The following is a 15112-nucleotide window of genomic DNA, read 5'->3' as shown; positions in this document are numbered from 1 at the left end:
GAGTTACAAAACTTATCCGGATTGTCATGAAATCACGGAGTATGCTCGACGGCAGATAGAGGACTACCGAAGTGCATCAGAACAACTTGATCTACAAGGGATACCGCCTCACGGCCAAGGTGTCCCGGGGCGGCGGCGCCATCGAGCCCCCTCCCGAAGCCAGCGGCCCTGTCTTCACTGCCTCGGTGATGGTTGTCCAGGCAGGCGCCATACTCGAAGGCGGCGACGAATACCCCGTGCCCCAGTTTGCGGGCGGCGGCTTCGTCTACAGTCCGCGCGAGGCCGTGCATGCGGCCATCGTGCACGGCCGCGAAATCGTCGACGGCCTGACCAACACGCCGTCCTGAGACGGCTAGGCCGAAAACACCTCACGCCAGTCACGGGTCTTGGCCAGCGTCTGCACGGTGGCGGACTGCTCCAGGATCGTCACGGCCTTTTTGAATTCCTCGGCCGATGCGCCGTCTTCCAGAATCACCATGCGCGAGTTGCGCGCATCGGCCATCTTCACATCCGACATCTTGCCGTGGGTCTGGTAGACCTGCGTCCAGTCCATCTTTTTGCCTGCCTTCAGGGCGATCGGCTCGATGTAGGTGAGGGCGGTGCTGCCCGCCGCGCGCACCGCGTACGCAAAGTCCGCCGTGTGGCCGCTGCTGCCCTTGGCGCGCGCGCCCTTGACCATGCGGTTCACGCCCACGCCTTCGGCCAGCGCGCGGCCCACCTGCGCGCGGAATCGCAGCTGGCTGAACCGCGGCATCCATTTCGCGCATTGGAACGACAAGGCCATCGCCAGCTTCACCGCGTCCCACAGCGCTTCCTGCAACTGCTCGATCGGACCTTCGGCCACGATGGCGCCCGACCGGTCGAAATGGGCGAGCGTGACGCCCGGCGTCTCGTTCAGGATGTCGATGCGCTTGGCCGCCACGTCGATGCCAAAGCTGGACGCATGCATGGCGGTCTCACAGGCGTCGGTCAGGTAGAACGACGACTCATCGGGATGCGCGATGAAAAAGGCGGCATGCTGGCCGTCCAGGCCCAACGTCATGGGAGAGACGGCGCGAACGGCGTGTTCGCCCGCCGGCAGGACGGTCCAGCCGGAGGCTTCCAGAAAATTGCTCATAGGATCAGTTCGATTTGGCGGCCTTTGAGGGGATGCGCAAAGCCGCCGGCCAGCGTCAGGTTCGCTCGCGGCAGGAAATACTGCATCAGCGCGCCGATGGTGTCCAGCGCGGGCACGATGGGCTCGGCATAGCCTTCGCCTTCCTCGACCCAGATGTGTTCATGGCTGCGGTCGGCAAGCGGCTTGCGGTATTGCGGCCGGTCCGCGCCCACCAGGCTGGTGTGGAACGAATCGTCGGTATCGACGCCATACACCCGGTGCGGGCCCACGAAGAGACTGGCGCAGAACGCCTCGGTCAGGAAGATGGTGGCCTGCCCATGCACCGCCGTGCGGGCGCCCCGGTACATGACGCGGAAGATCACGTCTTCGCGCACCTCGCCCTTGATCTTGCATGGACAGCTGAACTCCATCCACTGGGCATTGCCCGCGGCGGGTTTCGGCAGCCAGAGGATCGGCTTGGCGGTTTCCTTGGGTTCGGCAAGAATCTCTTGCACCTCATCAACGGTGATTAGCGGTTCGAACTTGTTGGCCATGGAAACGAATCTAGGGTCTGGGGGCGCGCGCGAAGCAAAACGTGCATGCGGCATGCGCTGCGCCCCGCCGCGCCGCGGTGAAGACACGCGCGCGCAGCATTGCGAGGGGGCGTAATCTTACAAGATGCAGACGGCGGGGGTATTCGGCCTGGATGAATATACAGGTGTTGGCGCTGTGCGGCCCGGAGCGGGCGAGGGCCGCGCAGCGCCGCGCGTCACAGAGACGTCGCGCCAAACGTGTCGCACTGCTTGATGCTGCCGCTTTCCAGGCCACGCTTGAACCAGCGCACACGCTGCGCGGAGCTGCCGTGCGTGAAGGCATCGGGCACGACGTATCCCTGGCTCTGCTTCTGCAGGCGGTCATCGCCGATCGCGGTGGCGGCCGCCAGCGCTTCTTCGACGTCGCCGCCTTCCAGGATGTTGCGCGCGGCATCCGCGCGCTGCGCCCAGAGGCCAGCAAAGCAATCCGCCTGCAGTTCCAGCCGAACCGACAACGCATTGGCCTGCGACGGGTTGCGCCGGCGCAGTTGGTCCACCTGGTCCGAGATGCCCAGCAGGTGCTGCACATGATGGCCGACTTCATGCGCAATCACGTACGCCTGCGCGAAATCGCCGGGGGCCTTGAACCGGTTCTGCAGTTCGTCGAAGAACGACAGGTCTATATAGACCTTGCTGTCGCCCGGACAGTAGAAGGGCCCCATGGCGGATTGGCCGGTGCCGCAGGCCGTGGGCGTGGCGCCGCGAAACAGCACCAGCTTGGGCTCGATGTACTGGCGGTTCAGTTCCTTCTGGAAGATGCCGGTCCACACGTCTTCGGTTTCGCCCAGGACCTTGGACACGAAGACGGCCTGGGGATCGTTGGCCGGCGGGGCCGAGGCGGGCGCCTGTTCCTGCACGGCCGGGCCTTCCGCCATGTCCAGGACCACGCGCGGATCGACGCCGAAGTACATCGCCACCAAGGCAAGTACTATCGTGCCTATGCCAATGGTCCCGCGGCCGCCGATTCGTGGGCCGCTGGAACGGCGGTCTTCCACATTGTCGCTCTGGCGCGAATTATCGAGGCGCATACTGGTTCTCCGGGCGGATCGTCATTACCGCCATTTTGCATCGCCGCGCTATTGGGCGGCCTTCAAGGATGTTAGGATAAACCCATGGCTTTGTATTTCTCTGTCCACCCCGCAAATCCCCAGCCGCGGCTGCTCAAGCAAGCCGCGCAATGGCTCAATGACGGGGGCCTGGTGGCCGTGCCCACCGACTCCAGTTACGCCGTCGTCGCCCGCCTGGACGACAAAAGCGCCGCCGACGGGCTGCGCCGCCTGCGCGGACTGGACGAACGTCATCACCTCACCCTCCTGTGCCGCGACCTGGCCGAAATCGGCCACTTCGCCCGCGTCGACAACAAGCAATACCGGCTGCTGAAAGCCGCGACGCCTGGCCCCTGGACCTTCATCCTCGAAGCCACCAAGGAAGTGCCGCGGCGCGTGTCGCATCCCTCGCGCAAGACCATCGGCATCCGCGTGCCGGATCACGCCGTCCTCTTGGGCTTGCTGGAACAGGCGGGTTCGCCGCTGCTGTCCACCACGCTCATCCCCAAGGATGAAACCGAGGCGCTGAACGACGCCGAGGAAATCCGCGAGCGCTACGACCACGATCTGGCCGCCATCATCGATGCGGGCGCCTGCCCGCAAGCGCCCACCACCGTGATCGACCTGACCGGCGACGAGCCGGTCGTCGTGCGCCTGGGCCGCGGCGATCCCGCTACCCTCGGACTTGTCTGATATTCCCCCTCGCCACGATGCACGAGACGCGCCGCGCTGGCGCGCGGCTCATCTACAATCCGGTTCGCCATGAATGACATCATCCAAACCATTGCGGTCTACGCGATACCGGTTATCTTCGCCATCACCCTGCATGAGGCGGCGCACGGCTACGTGGCGCGCATGCTGGGCGATCCGACCGCCTACCAGGCCGGACGGGTCAGCCTGAATCCCGCGCGCCACATCGACCCCGTCGGCACGCTGCTGGTGCCGGTCGCCATCCTGCTGGCCTCCAAGCTCATGGGCAGCCCCGGCTTGCTCTTCGGTTGGGCCAAGCCGGTGCCCGTGGACTTCGGCCGCCTGCGCCGTCCCAAGAAGGACATGGCCTGGGTCGCGCTGGCCGGACCGGCCGCCAACCTGTTCATGGCCATTTTGTGGGCGCTGTCGCTGCGGCTCTTCATGGAAAGCGGCCTGCACGAAAGCTTCTGGTTCGAAATGGCGGTGGCGGGCGTCAACGTCAACCTGGTGCTGATGGCGCTGAACCTGCTGCCCATCCTGCCGCTGGACGGCGGACGCGTTCTCTTCAGCCTGCTGCCCAATCGCCTGGCCTGGCAATACTCGAAAATCGAGCCGTATGGATTGATCATCGTCATCGTCTTGCTGGTCACCGATGTGCTCTGGTTATTGATGCAACCGGTGCTCGGGCTGGGAACGACAATCGTCCAGTGGTTTCTGTAAGATTCCACCCAATATCCGTTAAACTCAGCGGTTTCACTGAATCAGGCCCTGGGGCAATCCCGCCGCGGGGTTTTGGAGCCCGACATCTATGGCATCCCCTGCTACCGCCGCAGGCGTTAATTTCCAGGGCAGCATGGTGGCCTTGGTCACCCCAATGCAACCCGATGGCAGCCTGGACTACGCTGCCTACCGGTCGCTGATCGACTGGCATGTCCAGGAAGGCACCGACGCGCTGGTGGTGGTGGGCACCACCGGGGAGTCGCCCACGGTCTCCATGGAAGAACACGCGGAACTCATCCGCGTTGCCGTCGAACATGCCGCCGGCCGCATTCCGGTCATTGCCGGCGTGGGCGCCAACTCCACCGACGAAGCCATCCACCTGACCCGCCACGCCAAGGCAGTGGGCGCGCAGGCTGGCCTGTCGGTCGTTCCGTACTACAACAAGCCGTCGCAGGAAGGCCTGTACCGCCACTTCCGCACCATCGCCGAAGCCGTCGACCTGCCTACCATTCTTTACAACGTGCCGGGCCGCACCGTTGCCGACATGAGCAACGAGACGATCCTGCGCCTGGCGCAGGTGCCGGGCATCATCGGCATCAAGGACGCCACCGGCGACATCGCCCGCGGCGGCCTCTTGCTGCGCGAAGCGCCTGCCAGCTTCCAGGTCTTCAGCGGCGACGATCCCACCGCTGCGGCCCTGATCCTGCTGGGCGCGCGCGGCAACATTTCCGTCACGGCCAACGTGGCGCCCAAGCTCATGCGCGACCTCTGTGCCGCCGCCCTCGCGGGCGATGTGCCCAAGGTCCGTGAACTTAACGCGTTCCTGGCGCGTCTGAACAAGGTTTTGTTCGTCGAAGCCAACCCCATCCCCGTCAAGTGGGCGCTGGCCCAAATGGGCCGCAGCGCGCTGGGCTACCGGCTGCCGCTGGTCGAACTGAGCGCGCAGCATCACGCAACGGTGCGCAATGCGCTCCAGGAAACGGGACTGCTCTAAATATCGTGAGGAAACGTATGAACAAGCGTCATGCCGGTTTGTCGGCATTGATGTCTCTGGTGTTGCTGGCCGGGTGCTCCGAGGTCAACCAATTCCTGGGCAATGAAGAATCGGTCGACTACAAGAGCGCTGTAAACCAGCGTGGAGAGCCTCTCAGCATTCCGCCCGACCTGACGCAGGCCAATAGCGATCCCCGCTACCGCGCGCCGGCCTCGGGTTCCACCACCTTCTCGGAATTCCAGCAACAGGGTGTGGCCCAGGCCAGCGCCCCGAAGACCAGCAACGTGCTTCCCAACCGTTCGGACATGCGCGTCGAACGCGACGGCGATCTGCGCTGGCTCGTCGTGGACCGTCCGCCCGAGCAGGTTTTCCCCCGCCTGATCGACTTCTGGACCGAAAGCGGCTTTACCGTCGCCACCAACAATCCCGGTGCCGGCCTGATCGAAACGGACTGGGCCGAGAACCGCGCCAAGATCCCCGAAAGCTGGCTGCGCCAGGCGCTGGGGGCGGTGCTGGAATCGGCTTGGGATAGCGGCGAGCGCGAGAAATTCCGCACCCGCGTCGAACGCGTCAACGGTCACACCGAAATCTACGTCAGCCACCGCCAGATGCTCGAAAAGCGAGTCGGCTCCGACGGCTCGCAGGTGCAGTGGCAGAACGGCAAGGAAGACCCGGGCCTGAACGCCGCCATGCTGGCGCGCATGATGGTCTTCCTGGGTACCGACGTCGACAACGCCCGCAAGCTGGTGCAGCAGGCCGAGGCCTCGCCGCAGCGTCCCGCCGTGCAGCAGGACGTCCGTGCCCAGGGCGCGTCGCTCATCGTCAGCGAATCCTTCGACCGCGCCTGGCGTCGTGTCGGCGTGGCGCTCGATGGCGGCGGCTTCGCCGTCGATGACCGCGATCGTTCTTCCGGCGACTACTTCGTCCGCTATGTCGACACCGACACCGGCGAAAAGATGGAACAGCCCGGCTTCTTCAGCCGCCTGTTCTCTGGCGACAAGAAGGCGCAGGCAGCTCAGTACCGCATCCACCTGGTGGGCAACGGCGAACAGACGACCGTCTCGGTCCTGGACGCCAACGGTGCGCCGGACAGCAGCCCGACCGCGCAGCGCCTGCTGAGCGTCCTGAAGGACAAGATGTAATAGAACCGCCGGGCCGCGCGCTCACGCGCAGCGGCCGACGGCAGGGCCCCCGGGGTCGGGGCCCCATGCCCGGCCGGCGGCAAGCGCGGACTTCGCCGTCGCTTACGTTCCGGCAAGGCACAAAAAAACCCTGGCATCACATGCCAGGGTTTTTTTTGCGTCTTCAGTGCGGGGGTTCGTGCCTGAAGTATTACGACGCGGGGGTGGTCGAGCCGCCCGGGGTGGTCGAACCGGAGCCAGGCGTCGTGCCCGGGGCCGCCGGTGCGGGCGAGGCCGGCGGCGTGCCGCCAGGTGCGGGCGTGGTGGCGCCGGGAGTCGGGCTGGTCGCCGGCGCCGGGGCATCTTCCTTCTTGTTGCAAGCGCTGAGCGCGACGGCCAGCACCGAGGCAATAATCAAGGTTTTGCTCATCATTATTTGAACTCCTGTAGATGACGACTCTTGAAACCCCGTTAGGGGAAACCAGAACTCAGGCTACAGGAAGGTTCAGGGCGATCGCGTAGGAAAGTTAAATCGTTCGCATCCCAACGGCAACAAACCTTTCAGCTTGGTGTTATGTCTTTCTTGATGTGACCCGGTTTACAGACCTGATTTCTTTCTGTGTGACACGGATACGCGAACGTTTCCAGTTACTACTCGGCTCGGTAATGAATCCAGCCCGAATCCAGCCAATCGGCCAAACATGCCCGTGCTTCGTCGGAAAGGCGGGCGCAGGCCGGATGCGCACAATCCAGGCTACGTGAATCGGCCAGCAGGCGCAACGCCGCATCCACGGGCGTCATCGCGGTTTCCCCATTGATGAACAGCTGTTTTCCGCGATAGAGCATGCGGCTGCGGCGGTCCAGCACCAGGCGCCCGGATGCGGGCCAGTCCTCTTCCAGATCCACGTCCATGCCCTCCGGCGCATCGAACACGCTGAGGTTGCTGGGTTCGGTCAGCCAGCAACCCAGAAAGCGCGACGCCAGCGCGTCGTCAAAGCGCAGCTTTTCCACCGTTTCCAGCGTGGCGGCCACCAGTGCGTCGGGCAGCGCCGCGGGCGTGTCCACGGCCGGCTGGGCCGGATCGCGGTAGACGGCCGACAGCTTCGGGCCGGGCAGGGCGGGTTCGCCGTAGGGACCACCCAGAAGGCCCACGCGGGCCATGACCTGGTCCGCGGCCGCTTCCAGCAGGCCACGCGCCAGCGTCGCCTGTGTCGGCGCGCGGAAACCGATGGAGATCGTCATGCAGCCATCGCCCATGGCAATGCCGTCGTGGGCTGCCTGCGGCGGCAGGTACAGCATGTCGCCGGGCGCCAGCACCGCCTTTTCCTCGGGCAGGAAGTTGCTCAGGATCTTGAGCGGCAAGTCCGGTTCCAGCGACAGGTCCTTCTGGCGGCCGTAGCGCCATTCGCGCTCGCCCGCCGCCTGCAGCAGGAATACGTCGTAGCTGTCGAAATGCGGGCCGACGCCGCCGCCGTGGCTGGCGATGCTGATCATCACGTCGTCCAGGCGGGCGTCCGGAATGAACCGGAACTGGGCCATCAGCTCGGCAGCTGCATCGCTATGCAGGTCCACGCTCTGCACCAACAGCGTCCAGTCGCCTTCGTTGTCCTTGGGCAGACGCGCAAACGGGCCGTTTTCCATCTGCCATTCGCCGTTCTCGCGCCAGATGAGGCGCGACTCCACGTCGTCGCGGCGTGCGAGTTTCTTGATGGCCGCGATGGTGACGGGCGGCTTGAACGCCGGAATGGCCTGGCGGATCAGCAGCGGCTTCTTCTGCCAGTAACGGCGCATGAAGTCGTTGGGGCTTTGATTGCCCAGGAGCGCAAGCGGATGATCGAGGTTCATTGGAGGTGCTTCTTCAAGCGGTAAAGGGCATCCAGCGCTTCGCGCGGGGTGAGGCTGTCGGGGTCGATGGCGGAAAGCTCCTCGCGCAGGGAGTCGAGCGCCTCGATGGTGTCTGCGCGTTCGGCCTGCGCATACGCCTGGGCGTCGGCCTCGGCTGCGGCCGAGAACAACCCCAGCTGCGGCGTGGGTGCGCCTTGCGCTTCCAGGCGTTCAAGTTCGCGCGTCGCCTGCCGGATGACGGCGGCGGGCACGCCCGCGCGCTGGGCCACCTGAATCCCGTAGCTGCGGCTGGCGGGGCCTTCGCGCACTTCGTGCAGGAAGACGATGCCGCCCGCCGACTCGGCCGCGGCCAGGTGGACGTTGGCGGCCGTGGGCTGCTCGGCGGGCAGGCGGGTCAGTTCAAAATAGTGCGTGGCAAACAGCGTCAGCGCGCGATTGTGCGACAGCAGGCGGCACGCAATGGCCCACGCCAGCGCCAGGCCATCGTACGTGGACGTGCCGCGTCCGATTTCGTCCATCAGCACCAGGCTGTTGGGCGTGCTGGCCGACAGGATGGCCGCGGCCTCCGTCATTTCCATCATGAAGGTCGAGCGTCCGCCCGCCAGGTCGTCGGCCGCGCCGATGCGGGTGAAGATGCGGTCGATCTTGCCGATCCGGGCGCGCGAGGCCGGCACGAAGCTGCCTATGCGCGCCAGCAGCACGATCAGCGCCACCTGCCGCATATACGTCGACTTACCGCCCATGTTCGGGCCGGTGATGAGCAGCATGCGCCGCGCGGGATCCAGACGGCAGCCGTTGGGGGTGAAGCGTTCGATGGCGCGTTCCACCACCGGATGGCGGCCGGCCTCGATGTCGATGTCGGCCTGCTCGGACAGCTCGGGCGCGATCCAGTCGTGGCGCTGCGCGTGTTCGGCCAGCGCGGCCAGCGTATCCAGCTCGGCCAGCGCCGCGGCGCAGTCGGACAGCGGGCGAACGTGCTCGGCAAGCACGTCGAGCAATTGCTCGAACAGCCATTTTTCGCGGGCCAGCGAGCGGTCCTGCGCGGACAGCACCTTGTCCTCCCAGGTCTTGAGCTCGGGTGTGATGTAGCGCTCGGCATTCTTGAGCGTCTGGCGGCGGCGGTAGTCTTCGGGCACCTTCGCCGTCTGGCCCTTGGTGACTTCGATATAGAAGCCATGCACGCGGTTGAACTCCACGCGCAGGTTGCTGATGCCGGTGCGCTCGCGCTCGCGCGCTTCGAGCTGGACAAGGAAGTCTCCGCCGTCCGCGGCCAATGCGCGCAGCTCGTCGAGTTCGGCGTCAAAGCCGGCTGCCAGCACGCCGCCATCTCGGATGGCCACGGCAGGCTCGGGCGCGATGGCGCGCACCAGCAGGGCGGCCAGTGCAGGGTCCACGGACAGATGCGAGATCAGTTCGCCGATGCGCGGCGAGGCGGACATCGGTTCGACCAGGTCGGCAAGCGCGGGCAAGGCCTGCAGCGCGTCGCGCAGGCTGGCGAGTTCGCGCGGGCGCACCGAACGCAGCGCCAGGCGCGCGGCAATGCGCTCGATGTCGGGAAAGGCATTCAGGGCGGCGCGCAGCGCTTCCAGCAGACCGGCCGAGCCAAAGGTCTGCTCCACGTCCATGCGCCCGGCCAGCAGCGCCGAAATGGCCTGCTGGCGCGCCAGCGCCTGGTCGTTTTCGCGCAAGGGGTGATGCAGCCACCGGCGCAAGAGGCGGCTGCCCATCGGCGTGCGGCAGCCGTCCAGCAGCGAAAACAGCGTGGGCGAGTCTTCGCCCGACAGCGTCTGCGTCAGTTCCAGATTGCGCCGCGTGACCGGGTCCAGCAGCACGAACTGCCCGGGCCGCTCGGCCGACAGGCTTTGCACGTGCGCCAGTGCCTGCGACTGCGTGCGCGCGGCATAGCGCAGCAAGGCGCCGGCCGCGCAGATGCCGGCCGGCATGTCTTCGATGTCAAAGCCCGCCAGCGTGTCCGTCTTGAAATGCGCCAGCAGGTGGGCGCGCGCGCCGTCGCTTTCGAAGTGCCAGTCCGGCACGCGGGAGCGGGCGCCCTCGAACGGAAAGTCGAACTCGGCGGTGTCGGCGCAAACGATCTCCGCCGGCGCAATGCGGTGCAATTCCGATTCCAGCTGCGCGGGCGCGCATTCGGTCACCCGGAACTCGCCGCTGGCCAGATTCAGCCACGCCAGCCCCGCCCGCGGCGCGCGAGCGCTGCCGCTGACGCAGATGGCCGCCAGCGCGCGGTCCGCCTTTGCGGGCAGCAGGGCGTCGTCGGTCAAGGTGCCGGGCGTCACGATGCGCACGATGCGGCGCTCGACCGGCCCCTTCGACGCGGCCGGATCGCCGATCTGCTCGCAGATGGCGACAGACTCGCCCATCGCCACCAGCCGGGCCAGGTATTGCTCCATGGCATGTACAGGCAGGCCAGCCATGGGGATGGGCACGCCGTTGGACGAGCCCCGCTTGGTCAATGTCAGATTGAGCAGCCGCGCACCACGCTCGGCGTCTTCGTAGAACATTTCATAGAAGTCGCCCATGCGATAGAACAACAGCAACGGCCCGGCCTCGGCTTTGAGGCGCAGGTATTGCTGCATCATGGGGGTATGGCCCGCGGGGGCGTCGGCGGAGGTATTTTGCAGTGCAGAATTCATGCCCGTGATTGTATCGGGGCGGACAAGGCGCCGCTGAACAGCGGCGTGGCGAGATCTTTGCGGTTTGCGCTTTTTCAACGGTTGTTGAGTCAGCCAGCAGCAAAAGAACACCAGGTCCGTGTCGTCCCTGGCCGCGCTTTCGCGGCTTGGTGCGCCGCCCTAAGACCGCGAAGCCTGGAACGCTGCGACCGGGATCGTCCCGGTTGCAGGGCTTGTCATGCGGGCAAATTGTGAGCCACGGTCAGGCGGTCGCGATTCCCCAGCGCTTCTTGGCCACTGTGGTGTCTTCACTTTCGGGATCCACAAACGTCCAATTCTTCTCGAGGTAATTCTTGGCCGTCAGTTCGTTGCCCTTGATTGACATGTATACCTGAAGCCCGAGATATATGAGCGCGTTAAAAAGCATCCCGACTGCCTGCAATTCCTCGGTCGGAGCCGGCATGATCACATTGATCGAGCCGACAGCCAAAAATACTGCGCCCCAAATATAGAGACCTCGCAGGAAAAGCGGAATGCCAAACATGCCGGAAAAGAAGAACAGCGTCCAGCTCCACCCCACTTTGACCTGTTTTATCTCGCCTGTCTTCGGGTTTTTCATACCAACTTTCATGAGTTCTCCAGAATAATGGCGCTGGCCCAGATATTCGCCAGCGTTGAAAATTCTAGAGCATTATTTCTGAATATAACTTGTTACTTCTTTATGTAACGTTAATTTTGGTGGTTATATTTGAGGTGTTTTTTTAATTCAAAGGTCCGGGCGTGCGCGAGGTTTTTTTCAATGTTTTCATAGGGTAAAAGGACGACGCGGAAATGGGGGAATTACAGAAAGCTCCGAAAATGCCGGCCTTGTTGATGTATTTTTTCGTTCGATAACTTCCAACGATTGAAGTGATAATCGAATATTTTCTAGGAATTTGCGTGGTGAATTATGACGTTGGTCTTTTGAGTCCGTGGATTTTGGAAGTCAAATTTTTTTGATATTTTCAGGCGCCTGTTTTTTATCATTGCGTCGTCTTGCCCTTTAAGTGCAGGCGCGCTTGCAGTTTCAATGCGCTTACTAGCCTAACCTCTCAGCCTGATGCACACGTGAACGCCTGCCATGGGCGATGTACACGGGGCGGTATTCACCGCCCGGCAGGCGCCCGTCGATGGATAGTGGTGACCGACATGTGCGGAGAGGACACATGGGTGAATGAGGTGGCCTGCGAAACAGGCTGAATCGCGCCGAAATCGGCTGAAATAACCTTCGGAAATGGATGCGCAGCCGCCCGCGGCAAATGTCGCTATGGTAGTCGCCTGGCCGCATAACAACGCGGTGAGATGACACCGACCTCCACGCCATCGGGAACAAAATGAAAGTCAAATCCATGCTGTCTTTCGTCGTGCTTTCCATGCTCGCCGCCGCGGGCGCCCAGGCAGACAGCTGCCGAGCCAATTACCAGGGCGGGGAAGATTGCCGGTACGACGATGGCACCACGTCGTCGAGCCGCTCCAACTACCAAGGCGGCTTCGATACGACCTACAGCGATGGCAGGACCTCCACCAGCCGGAAAAACTACACTGGCGGTTTTGATACCCGCTACAGCGATGGCAGCAACTCCACCAGCCGGTCAAATTACACCGGCGGCTACGATACGCGTTATAGCGACGGCTCGTCCTCTTCCAGCCGGAAAAACTACACGGGCGGTTATGACACCCGCTATAGCGATGGCTCATCGTCTTCCAGCCGGAAAAACTACAACGGCGCCCTGGACACCCATGCCCGGCGTGACAAAGACAGCAAGGCCGATACCCGCCGCCCGGCCGGCGGCCGCTGATCTGGGTGGGGCCGCGCGGGGCGCTTGACCGGTCGCACGACTGCGTCAACTTGCAGCCCCAATGCGCCGCCGGGCACAATCTTCCCGACGTGGCGCGTGTGGACGCCGCGGGAGTTTCAACGCCATGCCCGATATTGCCGTTCCTGACGTGCTGGATGCCAGCGAGCGCGTTTCCATTTCCGGCGGCGACCACCAGGCCGAGTTCGCGCCCGGCGGGGGCGGCCGGCTGACGCGGCTGTCCACCGGCGGACACGACTGGATCGTGCCGCTGACCGCCACTGAATGGCCGGCGGGCCGATGGCCGCGTGCCGGATCCTATCCGCTGGCGCCGTATTCCAACCGGATCCGCGATGGCGTCTTCACGTTCAATGGCGCCCGCTACGCGTTGCAGTCCGTGCCCAACCGGCCGCAGGCGATTCATGGCTCGGGGTTGTTTCAGTCCTGGCAGGTCCGCAATCTGACGCCCGACAGTGTCGATCTGGTGCTGGATCAGCCGGCCGGCGTGCTGGGCTGGCCCTGGCCGTTTGAATGCGTGCAGCGCTGGCGGCTGGACAGCCGTGGGCTGAGCCTGAAGATGGCCATCACCAATCGAGGCGACACGCCGATGCCGTGCGGCATGGGCATCCATCCGTATTTCACGGCGCAGCGCGTCGCGCTGCACGCCCGGCGCATCTGGCCGTCGGACGAGAATGGCTTGCCCACGGGCAGCAAGACGGCGACGGTGCGAGAGCTGCGCCAGTCCGCCGAGGGCTGCGACACGTACCTGTCGCAATGGCAGGGTCGCGCGACGCTGCATTGGCCCGAGGGCCACGAACTGGCGCTGCATGCCGACCCGGCGTTCGCGCATCTGGTGGTGTACACGGCGCCGGGCGCGGATTTTCTTTGCGTGGAACCGGTCAGCAACGTGGCCGATGCGTTCAATCTGGCGGCGGCCGGCGAGACCCGAACCGGCATGCAGGTGCTGGAACCTGGAGAGCGTTTTGCCGCCACGCTTCTGCTGGGGCTTGCGCCAGCGCGGAAAAAGTGAATGGCAGCTTGGTAACCGCCGCACCCTGCGGCGATAATCCGCTCAAACCAGAATCAGGAGTCGTTACGTGAAAAAGCTCAGCACCGAACAATTGCAGGCTGCGGTCGAGACGCTTCGCCGGACGCAGGCCAAGCTGGCTCGCGCGGGCAACCTGCCGCTTGAGCCCACCATCTACGCCAGCGCCAAGGGTTTTCGCCGCAACGTGCCCGATTATGTGTGGTCCTGGCTGTCCGGCCTGCTGGCGCCGCACAAGAGCCTGTCGGCCTGGATGGACACGCACCAGCCGGGCTGGCGCGAAGGCAAGACGCCGGCGGCCGCCGTTTATGCCCGCACGGAAAACGGCTGGTTCCAGTGGCTGATCGCCGAGCTGGAAGCCGAAATCAACGACCCGCACGCGCGCGCCAAGCGCGAAGGCCGAGGCTGATTGGCCTGATCGCGCCCGGCGCGCCGCGCCGGCGCACGCGATCCCGCTCGGGATCGCCGCGTTTCTAGAACCCTTCCAGCACAATCTTGCCGCGCGCCTTGCCGCTTTCGATGAAGGCGTGGGCGCGCCGCAGGTTCTCGGCGTTGATCTTGCCGTAGTGCTCGCCCAGCGTCGTGCGCAGCGTGCCGTTGTCGATCAGGCGGGCAGCCTGGTTCAGCAACTCGTGCTGCGCGATGAGGTCGGGCGTGTTGTGCAGCGGCCGGGCAAACATGAATTCCCAATGCAGCGAGGCTGACTTGCCCTTGAGCAGCCGCACATCGATCGCGGCCGGGTCGTCGATCAGGGCAATCTTGCCCTGCGGCGCAATCGCTTCGGCCATCTGCGGGAAATGCGTGTCCGTGTGCGTCAGGCCGGCGATATAGCTCACATTGTCAAAGCCGATGCGCTTGAGTTCGCCGGCCAGCGGTTGGGTGTGATCGATGACGTGATGCGCGCCCAGGTCGCGCACCCAAGCCTGGGTCTCGGGTCGCGAGGCCGTGCCGATCACGGTCAGGCCGGTGAGCTGTCGCGCCAGCTGCACGAGGATCGAGCCAACCCCGCCGGCCGCTCCGATGACGAGCAGGCTGCGCTGGCTGGGCGCGGCGTTATCCAGCACCCGCAGGCGGTCGAACAGCAGTTCCCAAGCGGTGATGGTGGTCAGGGGCAGGGCGGCCGCCTGCGCAAAATCCAGGCTCTTGGGCATGTGGCCGACGATGCGCTCGTCCACGACATGGCGTTCGCTGTTGGCGCCCGGACGGGTCAGGGCGCCGGCATACCAGACGCGGTCGCCCGGCTTGAAGAGGCTGGTGCGCGCGCCGACCGCGCGCACGATGCCGGCGGCATCCCAGCCGATGATTTCGGGCTGGCCGTCCTTGGGCTTGCGGTTGGCGCGGATCTTGACGTCCACGGGGTTGACCGAGATGGCGTGCACGTCCACCAGCAGGTCGTGGTCGCCCGGCACCGGTTCGGGGGCGGTGATGTCCTGCAAGGCGTCGGCGTTCTCGGCGGGCAGGTTCTTGAAGTAGGCAATGGCTTTCATGGCGGGAGAG

At 64.7% G+C, this 15112-nt stretch carries 16 protein-coding genes; 8 read left to right on the top strand and 8 right to left on the bottom strand.

Features of this window, described 5'->3' with window-relative positions; translation table 11 throughout:
• The first annotated feature begins 71 nt into the window (after positions 1-71).
• Entirely contained in the window at positions 72-347 is a 276-nt protein-coding gene (locus LN047_RS18855; RefSeq protein ID WP_062842113.1) for a hypothetical protein, read from the top strand.
• A 5-nt stretch (positions 348-352) separates the two neighbouring features.
• Here LN047_RS18855 and LN047_RS18850 read toward each other — a convergent pair whose 3' ends face one another.
• From LN047_RS18850 to LN047_RS18840, 3 genes are all read right to left on the bottom strand, one after another.
• Positions 353-1117, bottom strand: coding sequence for a DUF1828 domain-containing protein (locus LN047_RS18850; protein WP_312543041.1), 765 nt, complete (start codon positions 1115-1117; stop codon positions 353-355).
• A complete protein-coding gene (locus LN047_RS18845) occupies positions 1114-1650 on the bottom strand; it encodes a hypothetical protein (protein WP_056323388.1) in 537 nt (178 codons plus the stop codon). The genes LN047_RS18850 and LN047_RS18845 overlap by 4 nt, the downstream gene beginning before the upstream one ends.
• Positions 1651-1865: 215 nt before the next feature.
• Positions 1866-2717: a neutral zinc metallopeptidase gene (locus LN047_RS18840; protein ID WP_373979851.1), complete on the bottom strand. Its 852-nt coding sequence runs from the start codon at positions 2715-2717 to the stop codon at positions 1866-1868.
• An 84-nt stretch (positions 2718-2801) separates the two neighbouring features.
• Between LN047_RS18840 and LN047_RS18835 the strand changes: the two genes are divergently transcribed.
• The 4 genes from LN047_RS18835 (at position 2802) to bamC (ending at position 6281) form a co-directional block, all read left to right on the top strand.
• Positions 2802-3428, top strand: a complete 627-nt coding sequence (locus LN047_RS18835; RefSeq protein ID WP_056323394.1) for an L-threonylcarbamoyladenylate synthase — start codon at positions 2802-2804, stop codon at positions 3426-3428.
• A 69-nt stretch (positions 3429-3497) separates the two neighbouring features.
• Positions 3498-4145 carry a site-2 protease family protein gene (locus tag LN047_RS18830; RefSeq protein WP_056323397.1) on the top strand — a complete coding sequence of 216 codons (648 nt, stop codon included), beginning with the start codon at positions 3498-3500 and terminating at the stop codon, positions 4143-4145.
• Positions 4146-4233: 88 nt separating this feature from the next.
• A complete protein-coding gene (gene dapA, locus LN047_RS18825; RefSeq protein WP_056323399.1) occupies positions 4234-5139 on the top strand; it encodes a 4-hydroxy-tetrahydrodipicolinate synthase in 906 nt (301 codons plus the stop codon).
• A 17-nt stretch (positions 5140-5156) separates the two neighbouring features.
• Positions 5157-6281 carry an outer membrane protein assembly factor BamC gene (gene bamC, locus LN047_RS18820; protein WP_223576313.1) on the top strand — a complete coding sequence of 375 codons (1125 nt, stop codon included), beginning with the start codon at positions 5157-5159 and terminating at the stop codon, positions 6279-6281.
• 190 nt (positions 6282-6471) lie between these two features.
• Here the strand turns inward: bamC and LN047_RS18815 are convergent, their stop codons facing one another.
• From LN047_RS18815 to LN047_RS18800, 4 genes are all read right to left on the bottom strand, one after another.
• A complete protein-coding gene (locus tag LN047_RS18815) occupies positions 6472-6693 on the bottom strand; it encodes an endopeptidase (protein WP_081101139.1) in 222 nt (73 codons plus the stop codon).
• 218 nt (positions 6694-6911) lie between these two features.
• Entirely contained in the window at positions 6912-8105 is a 1194-nt protein-coding gene (locus LN047_RS18810) for a JmjC domain-containing protein (RefSeq protein ID WP_373979850.1), read from the bottom strand.
• A complete protein-coding gene (gene mutS / locus LN047_RS18805; RefSeq protein WP_373979849.1) occupies positions 8102-10756 on the bottom strand; it encodes a DNA mismatch repair protein MutS in 2655 nt (884 codons plus the stop codon). Before mutS ends, LN047_RS18810 begins: the two co-directional genes overlap by 4 nt.
• Before the next feature lie 241 nt (positions 10757-10997).
• On the bottom strand, positions 10998-11366 hold the full coding sequence (locus LN047_RS18800; RefSeq protein ID WP_373979848.1) for a hypothetical protein: 369 nt from the start codon (positions 11364-11366) through the stop codon (positions 10998-11000).
• 742 nt (positions 11367-12108) lie between these two features.
• Between LN047_RS18800 and LN047_RS18795 the strand changes: the two genes are divergently transcribed.
• The 3 genes from LN047_RS18795 to LN047_RS18785 all read left to right on the top strand — a co-directional run bounded on the left by LN047_RS18795 (position 12109) and on the right by LN047_RS18785 (position 14024).
• Positions 12109-12573 (top strand): hypothetical protein, encoded by a 465-nt coding sequence (locus LN047_RS18795; RefSeq protein WP_373979847.1) that lies wholly within the window; start codon positions 12109-12111, stop codon positions 12571-12573.
• A 124-nt stretch (positions 12574-12697) separates the two neighbouring features.
• On the top strand, positions 12698-13600 hold the full coding sequence (locus LN047_RS18790) for an aldose 1-epimerase (protein WP_373979846.1): 903 nt from the start codon (positions 12698-12700) through the stop codon (positions 13598-13600).
• Between the two features lie 67 nt (positions 13601-13667).
• Positions 13668-14024, top strand: a complete 357-nt coding sequence (locus LN047_RS18785) for a hypothetical protein (RefSeq protein ID WP_056323418.1) — start codon at positions 13668-13670, stop codon at positions 14022-14024.
• A gap of 64 nt (positions 14025-14088) precedes the next feature.
• Here the strand turns inward: LN047_RS18785 and LN047_RS18780 are convergent, their stop codons facing one another.
• Positions 14089-15102, bottom strand: coding sequence for a zinc-binding alcohol dehydrogenase family protein (locus LN047_RS18780; RefSeq protein ID WP_373979845.1), 1014 nt, complete (start codon positions 15100-15102; stop codon positions 14089-14091).
• Positions 15103-15112 lie beyond the last annotated feature (10 nt).

Source organism: Achromobacter sp. JD417 (assembly GCF_041879325.1).
Lineage (GTDB): Bacteria > Pseudomonadota > Gammaproteobacteria > Burkholderiales > Burkholderiaceae_B > Achromobacter > Achromobacter mucicolens.
This window is presented reverse-complemented; position numbering and strand designations above follow the sequence as displayed.

Coding starts and splice junctions, on each gene's coding strand:
- LN047_RS18850 (WP_312543041.1), bottom strand. CDS start 1,117: ATGAGCAATTTTCTGGAAGCCTCCGGCTGGACCGTCCTGCCGGCGGGC.
- LN047_RS18845 (WP_056323388.1), bottom strand. CDS start 1,650: ATGGCCAACAAGTTCGAACCGCTAATCACCGTTGATGAGGTGCAAGAG.
- LN047_RS18840 (WP_373979851.1), bottom strand. CDS start 2,717: ATGCGCCTCGATAATTCGCGCCAGAGCGACAATGTGGAAGACCGCCGT.
- LN047_RS18835 (WP_056323394.1), top strand. CDS start 2,802: ATGGCTTTGTATTTCTCTGTCCACCCCGCAAATCCCCAGCCGCGGCTG.
- LN047_RS18830 (WP_056323397.1), top strand. CDS start 3,498: ATGAATGACATCATCCAAACCATTGCGGTCTACGCGATACCGGTTATC.
- dapA (WP_056323399.1), top strand. CDS start 4,234: ATGGCATCCCCTGCTACCGCCGCAGGCGTTAATTTCCAGGGCAGCATG.
- bamC (WP_223576313.1), top strand. CDS start 5,157: ATGAACAAGCGTCATGCCGGTTTGTCGGCATTGATGTCTCTGGTGTTG.
- LN047_RS18815 (WP_081101139.1), bottom strand. CDS start 6,693: ATGATGAGCAAAACCTTGATTATTGCCTCGGTGCTGGCCGTCGCGCTC.
- LN047_RS18810 (WP_373979850.1), bottom strand. CDS start 8,105: ATGAACCTCGATCATCCGCTTGCGCTCCTGGGCAATCAAAGCCCCAAC.
- mutS (WP_373979849.1), bottom strand. CDS start 10,756: ATGAATTCTGCACTGCAAAATACCTCCGCCGACGCCCCCGCGGGCCAT.
- LN047_RS18800 (WP_373979848.1), bottom strand. CDS start 11,366: ATGAAAGTTGGTATGAAAAACCCGAAGACAGGCGAGATAAAACAGGTC.
- LN047_RS18795 (WP_373979847.1), top strand. CDS start 12,109: ATGAAAGTCAAATCCATGCTGTCTTTCGTCGTGCTTTCCATGCTCGCC.
- LN047_RS18790 (WP_373979846.1), top strand. CDS start 12,698: ATGCCCGATATTGCCGTTCCTGACGTGCTGGATGCCAGCGAGCGCGTT.
- LN047_RS18780 (WP_373979845.1), bottom strand. CDS start 15,102: ATGAAAGCCATTGCCTACTTCAAGAACCTGCCCGCCGAGAACGCCGAC.